This is a genomic window from Hyphomonas sp. UBA3601 (genome assembly GCF_002375605.1).
GTDB lineage: Bacteria > Pseudomonadota > Alphaproteobacteria > Caulobacterales > Hyphomonadaceae > Hyphomonas.
Genome location: NZ_DFME01000099.1, coordinates 932 through 6,393, shown reverse-complemented (window position 1 = coordinate 6,393; position 5,462 = coordinate 932). Strand labels below are relative to the sequence as shown.

Annotated in this window: 5 protein-coding genes and 1 pseudogene; all 6 read left to right on the top strand. The window is 55.9% G+C overall.

All coding sequences use genetic code 11. From position 1 onward, the window contains the following. Positions 1–519 (top strand): annotated as a pseudogene (locus B4F73_RS09930) (acetyl-CoA C-acyltransferase); the annotation flags it as partial. Positions 520–548: 29 nt separating this feature from the next. Continuing rightward, complete coding sequence (locus tag B4F73_RS09925; protein ID WP_290483157.1) at positions 549–2,783, top strand: 3-hydroxyacyl-CoA dehydrogenase NAD-binding domain-containing protein; 2,235 nt, start codon at positions 549–551, stop codon at positions 2,781–2,783. A 300-nt stretch (positions 2,784–3,083) separates the two neighbouring features. Further along, on the top strand, positions 3,084–3,893 hold the full coding sequence (locus tag B4F73_RS09920) for a CsgG/HfaB family protein (RefSeq protein ID WP_290483156.1): 810 nt from the start codon (positions 3,084–3,086) through the stop codon (positions 3,891–3,893). After that, positions 3,890–4,207, top strand: a complete 318-nt coding sequence (locus tag B4F73_RS09915; RefSeq protein WP_290483155.1) for a hypothetical protein — start codon at positions 3,890–3,892, stop codon at positions 4,205–4,207. The genes B4F73_RS09920 and B4F73_RS09915 overlap by 4 nt, the downstream gene beginning before the upstream one ends. A 10-nt stretch (positions 4,208–4,217) precedes the next feature. Then, the gene (locus B4F73_RS09910) at positions 4,218–4,649 is read left to right on the top strand and encodes a DUF4810 domain-containing protein (protein WP_290483154.1); all 432 of its coding nucleotides are present in this window, start codon (positions 4,218–4,220) and stop codon (positions 4,647–4,649) included. Next, the gene (locus B4F73_RS09905) at positions 4,649–5,365 is read left to right on the top strand and encodes a DUF799 domain-containing protein (protein ID WP_290483153.1); all 717 of its coding nucleotides are present in this window, start codon (positions 4,649–4,651) and stop codon (positions 5,363–5,365) included. The genes B4F73_RS09910 and B4F73_RS09905 overlap by 1 nt, the downstream gene beginning before the upstream one ends. The last annotated feature ends 97 nt before the right edge of the window (positions 5,366–5,462 follow it).

The following is a 5,462-nucleotide window of genomic DNA, read 5'->3' as shown; positions in this document are numbered from 1 at the left end:
ATGGGCTTCGATGAAGTCATCAAGCAGCGCTATCCTGAATTGGAAGCGATCAATCATGTGCACCATGCCGGTAACTCGTCCGGTATCGTGGATGGTGCTTCAGCGGTCCTGTTCGGCTCGAAGGAAATGGGCGAGAAGTTCGGCCTCAAGCCGCGCGCGCGCATCCGCGCCATGGCGTCCATCGGTTCCGAGCCGGGCATCATGCTGACCGGCCCGACCTATGTGTCCCAGAAGGTCCTTAAGAAGGCCGGCATGGAAGCCAGTGACATCGACCTGTACGAACTGAATGAAGCCTTCGCATCGGTCGTCCTGCTGATGATGCAGAACCTCAACATCCCGCATGAAAAGATGAACGTGAATGGCGGCGCCATCGCTATGGGCCACCCGCTCGGCGCGACCGGCGGCATGATCCTTGGCACGATGGTCGACGAATTGGAGCGCTCCGGCAAGGAAACCGCCCTTGTCACCCTCTGCGTCGGCGCCGGCATGGGCACCGCCACGATCATCGAACGCGTTTAATCAAGATACAGACGAACGGAATACACGATATGGAACTCGAAACATTCGGTTGGGACGTCGATGGTGACGGCATTGCGCACGCAGTCTTTGATGTGCCAGGCCGCAGCATGAACACGCTGACGGCAAAAGCTGTCGCTGATATCATCGCAATCTCCAAGGAAGTCGCGTCCAATGACGCCATCAAGGGCCTGGTGATCTCGTCGGGCAAGCCGAGCGGCTTTTGCGCCGGGGCGGATCTTGGTGAAATGAACCAGAGCGCTGGCGCCGGAAAGTCGCCTGCGGACATGTCCGAAGCAGAGCTGAAAAAGGCGCAATTCGATCGCGGCTTTTCGCTCAACAAGACGCTGCGCGAACTGGAAACCTGCGGCAAGCCGGTGGCCGTTGCGCTGAATGGCCTCGCCCTCGGCGGCGGTCTCGAAGTGGCGCTGGCCTGTCATTATCGCGTTGCGGCGAATGACAATCCGAAGCTGCAATTCGGCCTGCCGGAAGCCAAGATCGGCCTCCTGCCAGGCGCTGGCGGCACCCAGCGCCTGCCACGCCTGATCGGCGTTCAGGCCGCTCTGCCACTGATCCTGCAAGGTGAAAGCTTCAATGCCGAGAAGGCGCTCGCCATGGGTGTCGTTCAGGAACTCGCCCCATCGTCCGAAACGGTCGACAAGGCGAAGGCCTGGGTCAAGGCCAATCCGAAGGCGCAGGCGCCGTGGGATGAAAAGGGCTTCAAGGTTCCGGGCGGCGTCGTGCATCGTAGCCCCGGTGCGGGCCAGGTCGCGACCATGTCCAATGCCATGCTGATGGCCAAGACCTATGGCAACTATCCGGCCCAGAAGAACATCCTGTCCTGCATCTATGAAGGCATTCAGGTGCCGATCGATGCGGGTCTCCGGATCGAGACCCGATACTTCATCAACACCCAGCAGCGCCCGGAAGCGAAAGCCATGATCCGGTCCCTGTTCCTGTCGATGCAGGAACTGTCCAAGGGCGGCAACCGCCCGGCCGGTCATCCGAAGACCGAGTTCAAGAAGATCGCTGTCGTCGGTGCGGGCCTGATGGGCGCGGGCATTGCCTATGTGCAGGCCAAGGCTGGTATCCCGACTGTTCTCGTCGATGTCTCGAAAGAGAATGCCGAGAAGGGTAAGGACTATTCCCGCCGTCTCGTCGAAAAGGCCGTCTCGCGTGGCAAGTCCACACAGGAGAAGGGCGACGCACTGCTCGACCTGATCACGACGACCGACAATTATGATGATGTCAAAGGCGCTGACCTGGTCATCGAGGCCGTGTTCGAGAATGTCGAACTGAAAGCCAAGATCACCAAGATGGCTGAAGCTGTTCTCGACAAGGATGCTGTCTTCGGATCAAACACATCCACATTGCCGATTACAGGCTTGGCTGAAGCATCGGAACGCCCTGAGAACTTTATCGGCATCCACTTCTTCTCGCCGGTCGAGCGCATGGGGCTTGTCGAAATCATCAGCGGTGAAAAGACCAGCGAAGCGACCCTCGCCAAGGCGGTCGATTATGTGCTCGCCATCCGCAAGACGCCGATTGCTGTCAATGATAGCCGCGGCTTCTACACGTCCCGCTGCTTCGGCACTTATACGCGCGAGGGCATGGAAATGCTGGCAGAAGGCATCAAGCCAGCGATCATCGAGAATGTCGGCCGACAGTCCGGCATGCCGATGGGCCCGCTGGAAGTTTCCGACTCGGTCGGTCTCGACACCGCGCTGAAAGTGACGCGGGCAACCGCTGAGGCAGCTGGTATCGATCTGCAGACGGATGACCGGACGCAGTTCCTTGCATGGCTCGTCGAAGACCAGGAGCGTGTGGGCCGCAAGGCCGGAAAGGGCTTCTACGACTACAACGAAAAGGGCAAGCCGGAACGCCTCTGGCCAGACCTGAACACGCAGCTGGAAGTGAAGGTGGACGAATGCCCACCAGACCTGAAGAAAGAGCTGACCAACCGCTTCCTGATCCGTCAGGCTGTGGAGGTTGCCCGTTGCTTTGAAGAGGGTGTTATCACCGATGCGCGCGATGCCGACATTGGCTCCATCCTCGCTTGGGGCTTTGCACCGTATACGGGCGGTTGCTGTTCCTATATCGACCTGATGTGGGGCATCAAGGAATTCGTCGCCGAGGCCGACAAGCTCGCGGACAAGTATGGTGACCGGTTCCGTCCGGGCGACCTGCTCCGCGACATGGCGGCCAAGGGCGAAGGCTTCTACGACCGCTTCCCACCGGCCGGGAAAGCTGAAAAAGCCGCTGCGTAAGTACTTGCCGCCGAATATTTTCGCGTTTTAAGCGAACACTGAAAGACCGGTCGTGATTGTTTCATGATCGGTCTTTTTTATGGTTGACCCCGACAACCAATACGGGAAATGTGTTCTCGCGATCACTAAAGATCGCGGGGAGAATGGGGAGATTTCACTTTGAAGAATCTACTGTTCGCGGCCTGTGGCGCCGCGGCATTGACGACGTGTGCGACTGTTGAAAAGGCGCCAGAACGTGTTTCCACACCAGCCGTCTCTGCCCAAGCTTCACTACCAGTCCGGACTGTTTCGAAACCCACATTGAAACGAAGGATCGCTGTGGTTCGCTTCTCAAATAGTACACGATACGGAAAAGGTCTTCTGTACGATGGAGAAAACGATCCACTAGCAGATCAAGCACGAGATATGCTTGTCAAACGCTTGGTCGAGACCGAAGGATTCCTGGTTTTCGAGCGAGACAACCTTGGTGGACTCGCATTCGAAAAGTCATTACTCGAAGACGGTGCTAGCGAGTTTGTGGGCGTGGATGCGGTCATCGTCGGTTCGGTTACAGAATTCGGCCGGAAGACCGAAGGCCAGGTGGGTTTTCTCAGCTCAACAAAGAAGCAAACGGTAGAGGCCGCTGTAGAGGCTCGACTTGTGGATCCCAAAAGCGCCTTGGCCTTCTTCAGCGCTTCCGGAAAAGGTGAGGCGTCTACAGAGTCAGGCGAAGTCGCAGGATTCGGATCAAGAGCCGCTTATGATGCATCCTTGAATGACTCCGCTATCTCGGCAGCGGTCTCCAATATGGTGTCAGAGATAGTCGGAAATTTGGAGGATCGTCCATGGAGTACGGACGTTCTCAAGGTTGACGGTGATCGCGTCTTTATCAGTGGCGGGGGCCGCCAAGGTCTGAAAGTGGGCGACCATTTCACCGTAGAGACGTTGGGTGAAGTCATAAAAAGCGGGCAGTCAGGGCTTCCAATCACACTGCCGGGCAGATCGATTGCGGAGATTGAAGTCGTCTCTTTCTTTGGCGATACGGAGTACTCGGAAGGGTCTGTCGCACAGGTGGTTTCAGGAAGTTTGGAAGGCGAGTCCGAACGACTCATCGTTCGGGAGGTGAAATGATGCCGTTTCAAAAAACATTGGCAATCAGTGTTGCCTTCATTGGTCTCGCAACTCTTGGAGGATGCGCCTACCCGGGGGAATCAATTGTGCAGGGTGGCAACTCAGCAGCGGTGTACTTCGAGGCATTCCCTGAAACCTCCCAAGTAATCCTTGATGGAGTTGTTGTGGGACCAGTCTCAGACTTTGATGGCGCCAATCAAACGCTTGGCGTTGTTCCGGGGAGCCATGTAATTCAGATCACTGATGGTTCCGCCGTTCTCTATGACAAGAAAATATATGTCGCTCGTGACAGTGCTTTGAAAATTGTTCGCTAAAGGTAGGAAAATGATCAAGAAAAGTATCTTATTGTGCGCTGGCGCAGTGGCTCTTACGGCGTGTGTCGCAGCGCCACGTTTCGAATATGGCGCTTACGAGCCGACATTGTACGCATACTACAAAAAACCGGAATTGGCCGACAAATTTGAGACTGCGCTGGAAAAGGCAATTGAAAAAGGCGAAGCCAGTGACCGTCTCGCACCGGGATTATACGCGGAGCTCGGATACCTGAAATTGAATCAGGGTGATCAGGCCACTGCTGTGGAGCTTTTCCGCAAGGAAGCGGAGGCGTTTCCGGAATCCGAAGTGTTCATGTCAGGCGTTGTGAGCCGGCTGACGGATCAGAACGCTGAGGCGGGCTTGCCAGAGAGTGCAGTCGAAACTGAGCAAGTCTCAGATGAAACTGTAATTGAAAAATCGGCTGAGGAGGCTGGCGTCTAATGAAATCTGTACCTGTAATTGGTGCGATAAAATCTGCACTGTCGGTCGCTGCACTTTCTCTCGCCTTAGCGGGGTGTGTAGCGTCAGGCCCTCAGGCCAAGGATTACTCGGACTTCCGGACTGAAAATCCCAAATCCATTCTCGTCCTGCCTGCGCTGAATAATTCGGGAGCCGTAGAAGCTCCGGAATTTTTCTTGTCTACGGTTTCTCAGCCATTTGCTCAGCGTGGATACTATGTGTTTCCGGCGAATATGGTGAAGTCTCTCCTAGAAGACGAGGGGCTGTCCGACCCGGCGCTGCTATACGGCGCAGATACGCGGCGGCTAGACCGAATGTTCGGTTGCGATACGGCATTGTACCTGACGATTGAGCGCTGGGAATCTCAGTACGTTGTGCTGGCGACATCGACCAATGTGACTTTCACTTATGATCTCCGTAGCTGCAAGTCCGGTGAAAGTGTTTGGATCCACACGCAGCAATTGACTTACTCACCGCAAGCCAGCAGTTCCGGTAATCCATTGGCCGACCTTCTCGCCCAAGCGATTATATCAGCCATTGAAAAAGGATCGCCCAACTACATACCTTTGGCGCGCCAAGCAAATGCACTGGCTGCCGGGACTGTGGGACAGGGTATTCCTGCTGGGCCGTATTTGCCTGACCTGTATCAGCAAGACACGGAACAATTTCCCGTGAGTGTGACAGCAGCAGCTGAGTAATCATAAGTTTTTGGCATCAATGAAAAAGGCCGGAGCATTGCTGCTCCGGCCTTTTTTTTTGTCTTGGGGAACTGATCGCCTAGCGCTTGGCGCGGGA

Coding starts and splice junctions, on each gene's coding strand:
- B4F73_RS09925 (WP_290483157.1), top strand. CDS start 549: ATGGAACTCGAAACATTCGGTTGGGACGTCGATGGTGACGGCATTGCG.
- B4F73_RS09915 (WP_290483155.1), top strand. CDS start 3,890: ATGATGCCGTTTCAAAAAACATTGGCAATCAGTGTTGCCTTCATTGGT.
- B4F73_RS09910 (WP_290483154.1), top strand. CDS start 4,218: ATGATCAAGAAAAGTATCTTATTGTGCGCTGGCGCAGTGGCTCTTACG.
- B4F73_RS09905 (WP_290483153.1), top strand. CDS start 4,649: ATGAAATCTGTACCTGTAATTGGTGCGATAAAATCTGCACTGTCGGTC.